General features: G+C 71.5%; 10 protein-coding genes. 6 read left to right on the forward strand and 4 right to left on the reverse strand.

The window, feature by feature from the left end:
- From ACFY4A_RS20540 to ACFY4A_RS20555, 4 genes are read left to right on the forward strand one after another with little or no spacing between them, the layout of a single operon-like run.
- Positions 1–933, forward strand: a complete 933-nt coding sequence (locus ACFY4A_RS20540) for a carbohydrate ABC transporter permease (protein ID WP_390830796.1) — start codon at positions 1–3, stop codon at positions 931–933.
- Complete coding sequence (locus tag ACFY4A_RS20545) at positions 930–1,832, forward strand: carbohydrate ABC transporter permease (protein ID WP_390830797.1); 903 nt, start codon at positions 930–932, stop codon at positions 1,830–1,832. Before ACFY4A_RS20540 ends, ACFY4A_RS20545 begins: the two co-directional genes overlap by 4 nt.
- Positions 1,829–3,868 carry a beta-galactosidase gene (locus tag ACFY4A_RS20550; protein ID WP_390830798.1) on the forward strand — a complete coding sequence of 680 codons (2,040 nt, stop codon included), beginning with the start codon at positions 1,829–1,831 and terminating at the stop codon, positions 3,866–3,868. The genes ACFY4A_RS20545 and ACFY4A_RS20550 overlap by 4 nt, the downstream gene beginning before the upstream one ends.
- The gene (locus ACFY4A_RS20555; RefSeq protein WP_390830799.1) at positions 3,865–6,120 is read left to right on the forward strand and encodes a trehalase family glycosidase; all 2,256 of its coding nucleotides are present in this window, start codon (positions 3,865–3,867) and stop codon (positions 6,118–6,120) included. Before ACFY4A_RS20550 ends, ACFY4A_RS20555 begins: the two co-directional genes overlap by 4 nt.
- Positions 6,121–6,233: 113 nt before the next feature.
- Here the strand turns inward: ACFY4A_RS20555 and ACFY4A_RS20560 are convergent, their stop codons facing one another.
- The 4 genes from ACFY4A_RS20560 to ACFY4A_RS20575 form a co-directional block, all read right to left on the reverse strand.
- Positions 6,234–9,764 (reverse strand): ATP-dependent DNA helicase, encoded by a 3,531-nt coding sequence (locus tag ACFY4A_RS20560; protein ID WP_390830800.1) that lies wholly within the window; start codon positions 9,762–9,764, stop codon positions 6,234–6,236.
- Between the two features lie 155 nt (positions 9,765–9,919).
- The gene (locus ACFY4A_RS20565) at positions 9,920–12,061 is read right to left on the reverse strand and encodes a UvrD-helicase domain-containing protein (protein ID WP_390830801.1); all 2,142 of its coding nucleotides are present in this window, start codon (positions 12,059–12,061) and stop codon (positions 9,920–9,922) included.
- An 80-nt stretch (positions 12,062–12,141) separates the two neighbouring features.
- On the reverse strand, positions 12,142–13,734 hold the full coding sequence (locus tag ACFY4A_RS20570; protein ID WP_390830802.1) for a protein kinase: 1,593 nt from the start codon (positions 13,732–13,734) through the stop codon (positions 12,142–12,144).
- A gap of 98 nt (positions 13,735–13,832) precedes the next feature.
- Positions 13,833–14,324, reverse strand: coding sequence for an ATP-binding protein (locus tag ACFY4A_RS20575; RefSeq protein ID WP_390830803.1), 492 nt, complete (start codon positions 14,322–14,324; stop codon positions 13,833–13,835).
- 162 nt (positions 14,325–14,486) lie between these two features.
- Between ACFY4A_RS20575 and ACFY4A_RS20580 the strand changes: the two genes are divergently transcribed.
- Both ACFY4A_RS20580 and ACFY4A_RS20585 read left to right on the forward strand, forming a co-directional pair.
- Positions 14,487–15,314: a helix-turn-helix domain-containing protein gene (locus ACFY4A_RS20580; RefSeq protein ID WP_390830827.1), complete on the forward strand. Its 828-nt coding sequence runs from the start codon at positions 14,487–14,489 to the stop codon at positions 15,312–15,314.
- A complete protein-coding gene (locus ACFY4A_RS20585) occupies positions 15,311–15,517 on the forward strand; it encodes a DUF397 domain-containing protein (protein ID WP_390830804.1) in 207 nt (68 codons plus the stop codon). Before ACFY4A_RS20580 ends, ACFY4A_RS20585 begins: the two co-directional genes overlap by 4 nt.
- Positions 15,518–15,555 lie beyond the last annotated feature (38 nt).

Consider the following 15,555-nt stretch of genomic DNA (forward strand, 5'->3'; position numbering starts at 1 on the left):
ATGGCCCACCCCACCACCACGGCCCGGCCCCCGGCGCGCACGGCCCCGCCGCCGCCCGCGCCCGGCAGGCGGCGGCGCCCGCGGCCGACCGGATGGATGTTCGCGGGCCCGGCCGCCGTCCTCTTCGCGGTCTTCTTCGCCTACCCGCTGGGCGCGAGCCTGCTGCAGAGCTTCACCGCCGAGGACGCGGGCACCACCCGCTGGGCCGGGCTCGGCCAGTACCGGCGGATGCTCGACGACCCGGCGTTCCTGGAGTCGCTGTTCAACACCGGACTCATCCTCGTCGTCCAGGTGCCGGTGATGATCGGCCTCGCCCTGGTCATCGCCGTCCTGCTCAACCAGTCGTGGCTCCGCTTCCGCGGCACCTGGCGCGCGCTCTACTTCCTCCCGGCCGTGACCACCCTCGTCGCGTACGCCGTCGTCTTCCAGGTCCTGCTCAAGACCGACGGCGGCCTCGTCAACCAGATCCTCGGGGCGGCCGGCCTCGGTCCCGTCGACTGGCTCAACAGCCCCACCTGGGCCCGGATCTCCCTCATCGCGTCCCTGACCTGGCGCTGGACCGGCTACAACGCCGTCATCCTGCTCGCCGGACTGCAGGCCATCGGCAAGGAACAGTACGAGGCCGCCGCCATTGACGGTGCCACGACCCTGACCACCTACGCCCGTGTGATCCTCCCGCAACTGCGGCCCGTGATCCTCTTCTGCACCATCACCTCCACCATCGGCACCCTCCAGCTCTTCGACGAGAACTACGTCCTCACCCGCGGCGGACCCGACGACGCGACCCTCACCCCCGTCGTCTACCTCTACAAAGTCGGCTTCCAGCAGCTCGACTTCGGCTACGCCGCAGCCATCGCCTGGGTTGTCGTCGCCATCATCGCCGCGATCTCCGCCCTCCAGTACCTCGTGTTCGGAAGGGAGCGCCGCCGGTGACCCACCTCGCCCCGGCCCCGTCGCGGACCCAGCGCACCCAGGAACGACGCATCGCCCCGAGCCCCGCGCGCAGCCACCCGCTCCACCGCGCCGGCCGCTGGCTGCTGCGCGCGCTGCTCGCCCTCGGAGCCGCCGTCAGCCTCGTGCCCTTCCTGTGGATGGCGATCGCCGCCACCCACTCCACGCCCGAACTGTTCCGGTCGCCGCCGCCGTTCCTGCCCGGCGGGCGCCTGCTCGACAACCTTCGGCGGCTGCAGGACACCATCGGATTCGGCCGCGTGCTCCTCAACAGCGTCGGCATCGCCGTCGTGCACACCGCCGTCAGCTCGCTGCTGTCCGCCATGTGCGGCTACGGGCTGGCCAAGTACCGGTTCCGCGGGCGCGGACTGCTGCTCGGCGCCGTCCTCGCGACGATGATGATCCCGTTCCAGGTGCTGCTGGTACCGCTGTTCCAGATGATGGCGAGCCTCGGCTGGATCGACTCCTACCAGGCCGTCGTCCTGCCCTTCCTCGCCAACTCCTTCGGCATCCTGCTCATGCGCCAGGGCTTCGTCGACTTCCCCGACGAACTCCTCGACTCCGCCCGCGTCGACGGCGCCGGCGAACTGCGCACCTTCTACCAGGTCGTACTGCCTTGCGTACGCCCCCAGCTGGGCGCCCTGGTGATCTTCACCTTCATGAGCCAGTGGAACAGCTTCATCTGGCCGCTGCTCATGCTCAACACGGAGGACAGATACACCGTGCCCGTCGCACTCAACACCCTCACCGGCCTCTCCCACGTCGACTACTCCGGACTGATGCTCGGCTCACTGCTCGCGACACTGCCGCTCATGGCGATCTTCCTGCTCTTCCAGCGACAGTTCGTCGCCGGACTGCTCGGCGGGGCGGTGAAGGGATGAACCACCCCGCCCCGCCCCACCTCACCCGGGTCCCCGGCATCCTGTACGGCGGCGACTACAACCCCGAACAGTGGCCCGAGGAGGTCTGGGCCGAGGACGCCAAGCTGATGCGGGAGGCCGGCGTCACCATGGTGACCGTCGGGGTGTTCTCCTGGGCCCGTCTCCAACCCGGTCCGGACACCTGGGACTTCGGCTGGCTCGACCGGCTCCTCGACCTGCTGCACGCCCACGGCGTGGCCGTCGACCTGGCCACCGCGACCGCCTCACCCCCCGCCTGGCTGGTGCGCGCCCACCCGGACATCCTCCCGGTCACCGCCGACGGCGTACGCCTCGAATTCGGCTCCCGGCAGCACTACTGCCCCTCCTCACCCCACTACCGTTCGGCAGCACTGCGGCTGACCCAGGCCCTCGCGGAACGGTACGCCGACCACCCCGCACTCGCCCTCTGGCACATCCACAACGAGTACGGCGACCACGTCACCGAGTGCTTCTGCCCCCGCTCGGCCGCCCACTTCAGGGACTGGCTCCGCGACCGCCACGGCACCGTCGACGCCCTCAACCACGCTTGGGGCACGGCCTTCTGGTCGCAGCACTACGGAACCCTCGACGAGATCGAACCGCCGCGCACCGCGCCCGGACCGGTCAACCCGACCCAGCTTCTCGACTGGCGGCGCTTCTGCAGCGACGCGCTCCTCGCCCTGCACCGCGCCGAACGCGACGTCCTGGCACGGCTCAGTCCGGACACCCCCGCGACGACCAACTTCATGTCGATGTTCAAGCCCCTTGACTACTGGGCATGGGCCCAGCACGAGGACCTCGTCTCCGACGACGCCTACCCCGACCCCGCCGACCCGCACGCCCATGTGACCGCCTCCCTCAACTACGACCTGATGCGCTCCCTCAAGGGCGGCAAGCCGTGGCTGCTCCTGGAACAGGCGCCCTCCGCCGTCAGCTGGCGCCCCGTGAACGTCCCCAAGAAGCCGGGTCTGCGACGCCTTTGGTCCCTCCAGGCCCTCGCCCGCGGCGCCGACGGCATCATGTACTTCCAGTGGCGCGCCTCCCGCGCCGGAGCCGAGAAGTACCACAGCGCCCTGCTGCCGCACCGCGGCACCCGGGCGCGCGGCTGGCACGAGACGGTGCGCTTCGGCGCCGACCTCGCCCGCCTCGGCGAACTCGCCGGCAGCCGCATCACCGCCGACGTCGCGATCGTGCTGGACTGGCACTCCTGGTGGGCCCTGGAGGCCGACGACCACCCCTCGGCCCGGATGCGCTGGCCCGACCTGCTGCGCCCCTGGTACACGGCCCTGCACGCACGCCGCACCGCCATCACCTTCGTCCCGCCCGACGCCGACCTCGACGGCCACCGTGCCGTCCTCGCGCCCAACCTGCACCTGCTGCGCCCCGAACACGCCCGGCGCATCACCGCGTACGTGCACGGCGGCGGACACCTCGTGTGCGGCCCGTTCAGCGGTGTCGTCGACGGACACGACCACATCCACGACGGGGGCGCGCCCGGCCCGCTGCGCACGGCACTGGGCCTGTCCGTCGACGAGTTCTGGCCCGTCCCCGACGCGGAGACCGTGCGCCTCACCTCGGGGGCCGAGGCCACGCTGTGGACCGAGTGGATCGTGCCCGAGGGCGCCGAGACCGTCGACACCTACGCCTCGGGCCCCCTGGCCGGCCGGCCCGCCGTCACCCGGAACACCCACGGCTCGGGCACGGCCTGGTACGTGAGCTGCCACCTCGGCCACGACATCGGCGCCATACTCGACCGCGCGCTCACGGCAGCGGGCGTACGGCCCCTCCTGGACGCCCCCGAGGGCGTCGAGGCGACCGTCCGCACCGGCGCGCACGGCACCTACCTCTTCCTCCTCAACCACGGCGACCGGCCCACCCGCACCCCGCTCACCGGGGCGTACGGCGCCGGCGGAACCGACCTGCTCACCGGGCAGCCGGTCCACGGCCACGTCCACCTCGAACCGCTCGGCGCCGCCGTCGTCCGTGTCCACCCCGACCCCCAGGGAGAACGCACGTGACAAGACACCGCTGCCTCGGCGCCCTCGCGGCGCTGCTGCTCGTCCCGGGCGCCCCAGTCGTCCCGCAGTCCGCCTCCGCCGCCGACCGCCCCGACACGCCCCATCCCTACGCCGACGTCCTCGACCTGCGCGGCACGCCCACCGCCGCGCTGCCGGGCGACGACCAGGACAACAACGCCGTCAACGTGCTCGCCGACCGCGGCGCCTGGCACGCCTACGCCCTGCCCGCAACCGGCGACCGCAGCGCCTACGGCGGCTTCACCGGCCCCCTCTACATCACCCAGGAATACCCATGGTGGCTGAGTAGCGCCTTCAGTCGCATCCGCCTCAGCGAGGGCGGTCGCACCCTGGACCTGGCAGCCGGCGGAGCGCCGCGCTTCACCTCCCTGCCCGGACAGCTGCGCCAGACCTACGACCTCGGCGAGGGCCTGCGCCTCACCCTGGAACTGCGCTTCGTCACCGACCGCAGCGCCCTCGTCCGGGCGAAGGTCAGCAACACCGGCCCCGCCACGCGCACCCTGCACGCCGACTGGACCGGCAGCCTGCTGCGCCCGGCCCGGCGCCCGATGCACGACGCGCCCTCGCTCACCGCCACCCGCACGGGCGTCGCCGTCGACTTCGCCAAGGTCCGCGAGACGTGGGACTACCTCACGGACGGCACCGAACGCTTCGAGGTCACCCACGGCGACCCGGTCCGCACCACCGTCGAGGGCGACACCTACCGGACCGACCTCACCGCACCCGTCACGCTCGCACCGGGAACCTCCCGACGCTTCGACTGGACCGAGTCCTACACCTTCACCACCGCCGAACGCACCCGCGAGGCGCACCGGACGCGCGATGTCCTCGCCGATCCGTCGGCCGCGGCCGCGGCCGACGACGCCCGCTGGAACGGCTACGTCCGCAGCGTGACCCGCGGCGTTCCGGCGGAGCGCCGGCGCACGGCGGTGAAGGCGCTGGAGACCCTGGTCACCAACTGGCGCAGCGCGGCGGGCGAGATCGCGCACGACGGGATCACACCGTCGATCTCCTACAAGTGGTTCACCGGAGGCATCTGGGCCTGGGACACCTGGAAACAGGCAGTCGGCACCGCGCGCTTCGATCCCGCCCTCGCGCAGTCCCAGATCCGCGCCATGTTCGACCACCAGGTCCGCGCGGACTCCGCGACCCGGCCGCAGGACGCCGGAATGATCCCGGACGTCATCTTCTACAACGACCCCGCGCACGGCGGCGGCAACTGGAACGAACGCAACTCCAAGCCCCCGCTTGCCGCCTGGGCCGTGTGGGAGGTCTACCACCGAAGCGGCGACAAGGCGTTCCTGCGCGAGATGTACCCGAAACTCGCCGCCTACCAGGCGTGGTGGTACCGCAACCGGGACCACGACCACAACGGTCTTGCCGAGTACGGGGCAACCGTCGACGTCGCCAACGACTCGCCCGAGGAGCGCAGACTCGCCGCCGCCTGGGAGAGCGGCATGGACAACGCGCCGCGCTTCGACGCTGCGCTCGGTACCTCCGTCGTGGCCAACCGCGACAAGGAGGGCGCACTGCTCGGCTACTCCCTGAACCAGGAGTCCGTCGACCTGAACGCCTATCTCGCGGCCGACCAGGGCTACCTGGCGCAGATCGCCACCGCCCTGGGGCGTGACGACGACGCCCGCCGCTGGGCGCGGAAGTCCGCCACCACCCACGCCCTCGTACGCAAGACTATGTACGACCCGGCCGACGGCTGGTTCCACGACACCGCCCTCGGCGCCGGCGAACCCCTCAGTGCCCGCGGGCGCGGGATCGAGGGCGCCGTCCCGCTGTGGACCGGCACCGCGACCGCCGCGCAGGCCCGCGCGGTGCGCGCCAGGCTGACGGACCCCGCGGAGTTCGCGACCGAGGTGCCCTTCCCGACGGTCGCGAAGAGTTCTCCGTACTTCTCACCGACCGCGTACTGGCGCGGCCCCGTCTGGCTCGACCAGGCCTACTTCGCGCTCACCGGCCTGCGCCACTACGGCTACGGCAAGGACGCCGACACCCTGACCGACCGGCTCCTCACCCACGCGTCAGGGCTCACGGGCAACGGCCCGATCATGGAGAACTACGACCCGACCACGGGGTCCCCGCTCAACTCACCCAACTTCAGTTGGTCGGCGGCCCTGTTGCTGCCGTTGCTGAAGGACGGTGACCAGGGGGTGTCGGCCCGCCGGTACTCCGTACGGGGCTTGTGTCTCCTGAGTAACGGCGCCGAAGCGCCCGGAGGTTAGTGCCGGCGACGGGTGACGGCTGTTCGTACGCCACGGCCTGACTCACCCGCGCCACTTCATGCGCCGATGCTCCCCGGCATGTCGGCGCTGTCGGAAGGGGAAGACGGAGCGGATCACCCTCCGAGCGCCGTGCCGACGACCTCGCCGCCCCAGCCGTCCGGGGTGCGCCACAGGACGTGCACGGTGAAGATGTCGCGGACGGCGTCGGCGGCCCAGTCCTCGGTCGGGGGTTCGCACAGGACGAGGTAGAGGCCGGTGGCCGAGGCCGGCAGCGTGTGGTTGATCTCGAGGAGGCGGGTCGCTCCCTCGCGCAGGTCCTGGTAGGCCGAACGGCCGGCGCCGAGGACCTCGTACAGGCGCAGGCCCTGGTCGGTGACGCAACTGACGTCGACGACGGGGGAGTCCACCGGCTCGAGGTCCGCCCACAACAGGTCCGACTTCAGGGCGTAGCGGACCGCCTCGTGCCTCTTGCAGGTGCGATCGGCCGCGGCCCAGGCCTCCAACGTCTGGAGGAGGGCGGACTGCTCGCCGGTTTGGGAAGAGGTGGCGGGCGCCGCGGCCGCTGTTCCGGAGGTGGGCACGGGTTCGGTTTCCTTCTGCTCGGGCTGCCGCTCGGGAGCGGTAGCGGTGCTGGGTGCCTTTTCCGGGGCGGTGGGTGTGGCGTCGTCCATGCGGGCGCGGAGGGTATCGCGTGCCTCGAGGAGGGCGTCGGCCCAGCCGGAGCCGGTGAGCCGGTCGCGGAGGGCGGCGATGTCCAGAGCGCCGTCCTTGAGCGCTCGGTGGGTGCCGGCGGCGAGATCGCGCAGGAGACTCAACCGGTGCCTGTCGGGCGATCCGAGGACGTGTCGTACGTCCACCCAGTCCGCCTGGTCGCGGCGGAGGACGCGGTTGGCCATGCCCTTCAGCTCGGACAGGCGGGCGCGGGCGTCCTGCGGCTCGCCGCCTGTGACCGACACCAACTCGTCGAGTATGCCCAGGGCCGCGACATACCGGGGTGCCATGGTGGGCGAGATCGGCAGACGGCCACGCTGGTCGGTGGTGAGCACGGTCTGGTTGGTCTCGTTGGCGAACACCCAGCAGTCCAGCTCGTCGCCGGTGCGGGGCGGGGTGGAGCCGTGCCGGACCGTGAGCATCATCGGGCGGTCGAGGGCCGGGGCCAGGGCGGTCACCTTGTAGCGGCCGCTCGGGCCGGGACCGACGACCTTCACCCGGACGTCCGTGCCGATCTCCGGGACGGCGGCCCCGTCGTCCGGCCGGGCCACGGCGGGAGAGGAGCTGTGGATGCCGGCGGGGGCAGGGGAGTGGACGGTGTTCGCGAGGGCCTCCGGGAGCGGTGCGGTATGCAGCACGGTGAGGGTCTGTGTGCTGCGGGTGAGGGCGATGTAGAGCTGGCGCAGGCCGGCCGGACCGCGGGCGGCGATGGTGGCCGGCTCCAGGACCAGGACGTGGTCGTACTCCATGCCCTTGGCCTGCGCGGCGGCCAGCACCGAGACCGCCTCGCGACGGGGGCCGGTGAGGTCGTCGCTCTGGTCGAGGAGGCGGGTGATCTCGTCCAGCCAGGTGGAGTCGTCGGGGACGATGACGGCGATGGAGCGCAGGTTGTTCCCGTCGTCGCTCGAACCGACGAGGCGCGTCACGTGGGTGACGGTGTCCTCGAGGAGCTTCCACGGCTCGGTCGCCACGGTCCGTACCGCGTCCTCGCCCGCCTCGCGCACCGCCTGCGGGTAGGGCAGATCGGGGGCGACCGCGCGGGCGAGCGGGGCGACGAACTCCATGATCTCCGCGGGTACGCGGTAACTGGTGGTGAGCTCGGCGACGCGCCAGTCGCCGTGGTCGGACAGGAGCGTGCCGAGGCGTTCCCAGCTCGTGTGGGTGTGCGGGCCGGTGGCTTGGGCGAGGTCGCCGAGAACGGTCATCGAGCCCCCGGCCGCACAGCGGCGGCGCAGGGCGCGTGCCTGCATGGGCGTGAGGTCCTGGGCCTCGTCGACGACGATGTGCCCGTAGCGCGGCGGGACTTCGCCGCTGATGAGGAATTCAAGCTCCTCGAGGCAGACGTGGTCGTCGAGGGTCCAGGGCTCGGCATCGGCGGTGGCGGCGCGGGGCCGGTGCAGGACGGCCTGTTCGTTCTCGTCGAGGATGCCGTCGGCGCAGGACCGGAGCAGGTCGGGAGAGTCGTACAGGCTGCGCAGGGCCTCCCTGGCGCTCGGGGACGGCCAGATCCGTTCGACGAGCCGTTCCACCCGGCGGTTGCGCTCGAACTCCCTGCGGATGGTGGGCGACTGGCCGCGGCGCGGAGCGATGTCCGTGAGCTCGCGCAGGAGGAGGTCGACGAACAGGGTGCGGAAGCGGTCCCGGCGCTGCCGGTACGGGCCGCCGCCGTCCTGGGCGACGGTGAGGAGGTCGAGGACCTGGGAGCGCGGGACGCGCAAGGTCGTGCCGGCGGCGGTGACCGTGACGGCGGGCTCGTCACCCTCGAAGGCGGGGGCAGCGGTGAGGTCGTCGAGGGCCGCGGGGCGGAAGTCGCTCTCGACGCGGTTGCGCAGCACGGCCGCCATTCGCTCGTCCGACTTCACCCGGCGCGCCTGCGCGGTATCGGTGCCAGGCGTGTCGGCGTCCCAGAGACGGGACAGCTGGACGGCGTTGACGTCCCTTGTGCCGAGGGTGGGCAGCACCTGGCCGACATAGTCCAGGAACCGCTGGTGAGGGCCGATGACGAGGATGTCCTGAGCCTTGAAGTGCTCGTTGTTGACCAGCCAGGTGACCCGGTGCAGACCGACCGCGGACTTGCCGGTGCCCGGGCCGCCCTGCACGACGAGAATGTCGGTCGGGGAACCCGTCACCAGGTCCATCTGGTCGCGGCGGATCGTCTCGACGATGTCCCGCATCCGGCCGCTGCGCGAACGCTGCAGCTCGCGCAGCAGCAACTCGTCCGGCTGGAGCGGCTTGCGCCGCCGGATACGCGCCACGTCACCCGGCGTGAGGGCCGGCGTGCGCCGCCCGGGCCGCGAGCCACCGGGTTCGGCGACCTCTTCCGGAACCGATTCCGAGGCAGATTCGGGGGCCGGTGCCGACGGGTCGGCCACGTCCGACTCCTGCGGCCTTTCCACCTCGGCCCGGTCGTCGGCCGCCGGCCGCGGCTTCGGAATCCGCGTGGGAGTGCGGACGGGATCTGGAGAGGTGGAGGGACGGCCGAGGGCGGGCCGGGTGACGGCGATCTCGTCGACGTAGCCCTCGACAACACGCCGTGCGCACTGCAGCCGTCGGCGCAGGACCACATCCCCCGGCTTCTCGGGCAGCGCCTTGGTCCATCTGTCCGCCAGCGGGCTGGTCCACAGCAGCACCACCGGCTCCCGCTCCGAGTCCAGCACACTGCGGCGGCCGACGTACCAGGGGCGGGGCTCCTGTCCCGGCTCCTCCGGAGCGTCAACCCGCGCGAAGACCAGCGCCTCGTTGCCGAGTCCCCCGTACGCCTCGGCACGCGCCTCCGCCGCCTTGCGGACGGCGATGCTGTCCTTGCCGCTCGCCGAGGCCATGGCGGCGGAGCTCCCGCTCATCTCGGCCAACCGAGCCTCGTAGCAGTCGTACGCGTGGTCCACCGCCTGCTGCTCGAGGGCGATGACTTCCTCACCTGTGGTGGTGCTCATGTGCGTCCTTCCCCGCGGCGCTCCCCGGCACCGCTACGGGCGAAACGCCCGTACCCAGAAGCAGCTACACCTTCCCATGCAAGCGAAAGCGTTGTCAAACCACCTCGGGTGGCTGGCGTGCGCTTGATTCAAGGGTGAGGAGCAGACTATGGCGACTACCCCACCCCGCAGCCGGCCTCCACCAGGAACGGGCTCGGCTGCCCGGTCCACGAGACGTACAGGCCGTCCCGAGCGCGGGTGCAGGCGACGAACAGCAGGCAGCGTTCCGCGGCGAGGTCCGCCTCGTGCTGGAGCCGGTCGACCTCCTCCGGGGTGATGGCCGAAGGGTTCGGCAGCGCACGGTCGTTGACGCCGACGACGGCGGTGTAGCGGTACTCGAGCCCCTTGAAGGTGTGCATGGTGCCCACGTTGACCGCGTCGTCGGTGCGGGCGGCTCCCGCGCGGACCCGGCTGGCGGGGACGCCGGCCGCGATCAGGCGGTCCTTTGCCTTCTCGCAGGTCTTGTTGAACCGCGCGCAGATCCCGATCTCCCCGTACGTGGCACCGCCGTCCACCCACTCACGCACCCGCTCGAGCAGGGCGTCGAGTTCGGCCTCCTCCGTCTGAGCCGCGTGGACGCGCGGCCCGGAACCGTGCAGGGCCGAGCTGTACCCGATCAGGGTGTCGTGCCGTCCGCTGTCGGCCAGTTCGGCGTAGGGGCGGCCGAGCAGGAGTCCCGTCGCCCAGCTGAGGATCTCCTGGGTGGAGCGGTAGTTCTTGCGCAGCTTGGTCGAACGGCCGGCGACGTTGATGCCGAGGGACTTCAGCGACACCCGGTTGTCGTAGATCCGCTGGTGCGGGTCGCCCGCGATGAACAGGTCGTCGGGGCGCCGCGGGGCGGCCGCGCGGAGCATCCGCCACTGGGCCGGGTGGAGGTCCTGGGCCTCGTCGATGACGACGTGCCGGTAGCACGGACCCTGCTCGGTCAGCAGGTCGGTGGCCTCCACGCAGGTGCCGAGGTAGGTGCGCAGCCCGTCCTCGGCCAGCCGCCGGGTGAACTCCTCCACGGTCCGCCACACCAGCGGCCGGGCGGAGGACGGCAGCGCGCTGCCGCGGCCCCGGCGCTCGCAGCTCTCGTACTCCTCCGGGCCGCGGATGTCCTGGGCGAGGACGACGTGCCTGTACTCCTGGGCGAGGAACTGCGGGGTGCCGGTGAAGCCGGTGGCTGCCGCGGCCTGCTCCCACCGGGCGGTCTCCTCGTACCCGGTGAGCGGCCGACGCGAGGTGTTGACCACGCGTCCGGCGAAGGCGTCGACGGTCATGACGTCGACCCGGTCGCGCAGGTCCGGGTCGTCGACGAGCAGGGAGAGCCCCTCGTTGAGGGAGTCCACCAGGGCGTTGGTGAAGGTGGTGAGGAGGATGCGGTCGCCGTCGCGCAGGTGCCGCAGCAGGTGCCGCACCCGGTGGAGGGCGACGACGGACTTCCCGGTGCCGGGCCCGCCGGTCACCTGTGCGGGGCCGGAGTACGACGGACGGTAGGCGACCTTGTGCTGGGCGGGGTGCAGGAAGATCCGCCAGGCGGCGAACGGCTTGTCGAGGATGTCGCGCAGTTCGTCGGCGTCCGCGACGACGGCGATCCGGGTGCGGGTGTGCGCGATGGCGGTCGCGTAGTCGGTGGTGTCGACGGGCTCCTGCGAAGCCGCGTCGGCCAGCGCCGGCACGACGACCTCCTGCCACGTCTGCTCGACACTCGCGCCGAGGGCCAGGTGCTCCAGCACCCTGTACTGGTCCGGCGGGAAGAACCGCCCGAAGACGTCGAGCTGTTCCAGGCTGGTCAGCACGCGTGCCTGCGCGAGGGTGGTGGCGTCGATGCCGAGCGCGGCCATCTCCCCGTCGGAGATCTTCGCGAAGAGCCGCTGCTCCTCGGCGGGCGCGATGCGCTGGTAGGTGGGGGTCAGCTCCTCCAGGGTGGCGATCTCACGGAGCTCCACGGCGCCGGTGACGGCGTTGATGGTCGCCTTCTGCCTCACCGCCCACTCGGTGGCCTCGTCGTGCGGGCCGACCCGGAGCAGCACGAAGGTGTCCCCCGTCTCGGGGGCGAGGACCACACCGCGGTATCCCTGGGTGATCCGGATGGTCCGGATCTGCCGGTCCTTGGCGCCCTTGAGTGATTCCAGCTTCAGGCCCGGGTCCTTGAAGAGCTGGTCGAGAGTGAGCCGCTCGAACTTCTCCCAGGCGTCGAACACGCCGTTCCTGACATGCTTCTCGAGCTTCTCCAGCTGCTGGCAGAAGGCTATGTCGAAGGCTAGGTGCGGCATGACGGGATTTTAGGCCGTGACCGCGTGGCCGCAGGCCGTTTGGACGTTCGTTCACCGGCTTTCCGGCCGGACTCCGCCGGTCACTCGCCGTCGAGTTCCCGGCGGAGCATGGCCAGGATCTCCGCAGCCTCGACGGCCACTTCGTGGCGCGGGCCGTGGACGAGCACGACGTCCTCGTACAGGGCCTCCAGACATGCCCGGGCCTCCTCCGGGTCGCCCTGGCTGAGCAGCAGCATGCCGATGTCACGGCGCAGCTCCACAGCCGCGTCGCTGACGTCGCTCTCGACGGCCCGCTCCACCTCGAGGACGCCCTGGAGCTCCGCCAGCGCCTCGGTCACCTGGCCGAGTTCGCCGCGGCAGCGGGCGGCCTGGGCGCGGCAGTAGCGGGCGGCCTCGCTGGTCGGTCCGTTGATACGGGCGAACGCCTCGGCCAGCGCCTCGAACTCGGGCAGGGCCGCCCGGTGGTCGCCCGCCAGCTGCCGGCTGACCGCCCGGCGCTGCCGCAGCCGGAGGACGGCCTTGTTCTCGGCGCCCAGGGCCCGCGCCAGCGGCTCGATCATCTCGCCCGCGACCTCGGCGGCCTGCGTGTAGCGCTCCTCCTCCATGAGGGCGATGTAGTGCTCGTCGACCTCCCGCAGTTGGGCCCGCAGCAGCTCCCGCTCGGGCGGCGAGACCACGTACTCGGCGACCTGGCCCGGCGCCGCCGTGTCCGGGGCGACACGGGGACCGCTCTCGGCCCGGGCACGGGGCGCGTAGGGACGGCGGTAGAGCCCGGTCGGATCCGGCGCCCCGGGCGGCCCGGCCTCCCCGAGGGCGGAGGACTCCCCGGGCGCGGGCAGGAAGGGCATCAGCCGCTCGTACACCTCCTGCACGTCCACCGGCCGGCTCTCCGGGGTCTTGCGCAGCAGGTGCAGGACCAGCGCCTCCAGCTCCTCCGGCACGTCGGCGCGCAGCCGCCGCAGCGGGATGGGCGCGGCCCGGACGTGCCGGTCCATCAGCTCGAAGTCGCTGCGCGCGCTGAACAGCGGCTTGCCGCAGAGGAGCTCGTGGAGCACGCAGCCGAGGGCGTAGAGGTCGGTGCGCGGGGTGACCCGGGTGCCGCGCACCTGCTCGGGCGACATGTACTGGTGCGTGCCGAGGGGCCGGCCGGAGGCCGTCAGCCTGGTGACGTCGGTCTGCAGGATCGCCGCGACGCCGAAGTCGAGGACCTTCACCGTGCCATCCCGCGCGACCAGGATGTTGGACGGCTTGAGGTCGCGGTGCACCACGGGCACGTCGTGCGCGTACGACAGCACGGTGGCGACCTGCGCGGCGACCGCCACCGCCCAGCTGACCGGGAGGGGCCGCTCCTCGTGGACGTACCGGGTGAGGGGGACGCCCTCCACCAGCTCCATGACGAGGAACAGGTGCTCGTAAGTGCTGTCGAGGACGGCGTCGTACACCTGCGGCACGCCCGGGTGCTGGATGCGGGCGGTGATCCGTGCCTCGCGTCGGAAGCGCCGCTCGAGCTCCTCGGCCAGTTGGGGCGTGGCGGCGACGGCCTGCGGCCGGATCCGCTTCACGGCGACCGGCCGGTCCAGCACCGCGTCATAGCCCCGCCACACATCGCCCATGCCGCCGTTGCCGAGTCGCTCCAGCAACTCGTAGCGGCCCGCGATCGGTTTGTCCGGCACCTGTCCCCGCCCCGCGTCCTGCACTCGCGCTCGCTCGTTCCCCCGAGCCCCGTCGCGGCCAGTTTCCCCGGGAAACGATCTGTGCGTCCAGCCGGGTCCTACGAGGGCGCGGCGGACGGGCCGTATCGCGCCACCGTGTACTCGGCCCAGACCGTCTTGCCGGGGCCGTCCGGGCGGGGTTCGCAGCCCCAGCGATCGGCGAGGGCCTCGACCAGGAGCAGACCGCGTCCGCCGGTACGGGCGGGGCCGGGGGCAGAAGAGGGAGCGTGCGCGGGGAGTTTGTCGCCCCGCGTGTCGGTGACCTCCACGCGGACGGTGAGGGATTGGGCGGCGGGCGCAGAGAGGGCGAGGAGGTGGACGCGGAAGTCGCGGCCGGTCACATGGCCGTGGGTGACGGCGTTGGTGGCGAGCTCGGAGACGAGCAGGCTCAGCACATCGTGGGCGTCGCTGCCGTACGGCACGCCCCAGGAGTCGAGCCGTACGGCGCAGAGCCGACGGGCCAGGCGCGCGCCTCGGGGCGTCGAGCTGAAGCGGAGGGTGAAGCAGGAGTGGACGGGGGTCGCCGGTGCGGGTTGTTCTGTGCGATTCACGTACGCAGCGTCTCGGGCCGTGGCATAGCGTGACCAGGGGTGACGCGCGGACGCGGTGGGGAGTACCCGCGGGCGCTCACCGTGTACGGGACGGTACGGCCGCGTGAGCGGGAAGTGGGGTGTGCGGTGTTGGACGACGGTGGGAGTGGCGGCGACGCCGAGGTGCCGGGGCAACGGCGCACCGAGGAGGAATCCGCCAAGGGGCTGATCGGCGCGTTCGGGCGGCAGTTGAAGCTGCTGCGGACACGGGCGGGCATGGAACGGGCCGAACTCGGCAAGCGGGTCGGATACTCGGCGGACACCATCGCCTCGTACGAGCAGGGGCGGCGGGTTCCGCAGCCTCGGTTCATCGAGCAGGCGGACGAAGAACTGGACGCGGGCGGTTTGTTGGTGGCCATGAAGGGGGAGGTCGGTCGGGCGCGGTATCCGGCCTTCTTCCGGGACATGGCTCAACTTGAGTCCGAAGCCGTGGAGCTGTGTGCCTACGACACGGTGGTGATCAATGGCCTCTTGCAGACCGAAGAGTACATGCGGGCAGTGCTGGCCATGCGTCGGCCATTGCTGGACGAGGCAACCATGGAACTGCGTGTATCCGCTCGGCTGGATCGGCAGGAAATCTTCAACCGCTGGCCGGCTCCGTTGCTCAGCATGGTGATGGAGGAGTCAGTACTGCGTAAGCCTCTGGGCGGCAAGGTGGTGCTGCGAGGACAGCTTGAGCATCTCCTGCTCGTCGGCCGTCGGCGGAACGTAGAGATCCAAGTGATGCCACTGGACCGCGAGGACAACGCAGGGATCGATGGACCCTTCACAGTGGTCAGACGCAAAGGTGGAGAGCAGGTGGTCTATGCGGAGGTGCAGGGACGCAGCACCCTGGTGACGGACAACGACGAGACGGCTCTGGCCGCTGCCCGCTATGGGATCATCAGAAGCCAGGCTCTTACTCCGCAGCAGAGCCTGGAATTCATCGAGGAGTTGCTGAGGGAGCTATGAAGACGGCAGAGAACGCATCTTCAAGGGCCGGACTCGCCTGGTTCAAGAGCAGCTACAGCGGAGCCGAGGGTGGCCAGTGCGTCGAGGTCGCTGCCGCTCCCAACGCTGTGCTGGTCCGGGACTCGAAAGACTCTGCCGGGCCCGTCCTGTCGCTCGGGCCGAAGGCCTGGGCCGAGTTCGTGGAGCAGGCCGCGCGCGGCTGAGGCAGGTAGACGCGTCCTGGGGCACCGGCACCGAGTGG

This window comes from Streptomyces sp. NPDC001292 (assembly GCF_042896465.1).
GTDB lineage: Bacteria > Actinomycetota > Actinomycetes > Streptomycetales > Streptomycetaceae > Streptomyces.